At 46.1% G+C, this 475-nt stretch carries 2 tRNA genes; both read right to left on the bottom strand.

The features are described 5' to 3' along the window. Positions 1–167 precede the first annotated feature (167 nt). Positions 168–243 (bottom strand) — tRNA-Ala (locus PS14A_RS26460). A gap of 10 nt (positions 244–253) precedes the next feature. Next, positions 254–330: transfer RNA gene (locus tag PS14A_RS26455), tRNA-Ile, on the bottom strand. Positions 331–475 lie beyond the last annotated feature (145 nt).

The following is a 475-nucleotide window of genomic DNA, read 5'->3' as shown; positions in this document are numbered from 1 at the left end:
ACTCACAAATTTTACCTTAGCCTGATCCGTTACCAGTGAAAGTAACGTTCAGTCTATCTTTCTATCACATACCCAAATTTTTAAAGAACGATCTAATCAAAAGACTAGAAATCAATATTCAGTGCGAATATTCATTTCTAAACTCTCAAACGTTTCAAAGCAGTTTATGGTGGAGCCAAGCGGGATCGAACCGCTGACCTCCTGCGTGCAAGGCAGGCGCTCTCCCAGCTGAGCTATGGCCCCATAACAAAATTGGTGGGTCTGGGCAGATTCGAACTGCCGACCTCACCCTTATCAGGGGTGCGCTCTAACCAACTGAGCTACAGACCCAATTTCGAGCTTGTAACTGTTAGCTCAGAGCTATCAGCTTGGAGCTTAAAGCTGCTTCTATCGTCTTCTTCAATGAATCAAGCAATTCGTGTGGGAGCTCATGCAGCAGCTGATGTCGTCGATTAAGGAGGTGATCCAGCCGCAG

Origin of the sequence: Pseudomonas sp. 14A (genome assembly GCF_018132745.1) — a bacterium.
GTDB lineage: Bacteria > Pseudomonadota > Gammaproteobacteria > Pseudomonadales > Pseudomonadaceae > Aquipseudomonas > Aquipseudomonas mercuritolerans.
The sequence above is the reverse complement of the archived record's forward strand: the minus strand, read 5'-3'. Positions and strand labels throughout refer to the sequence as shown.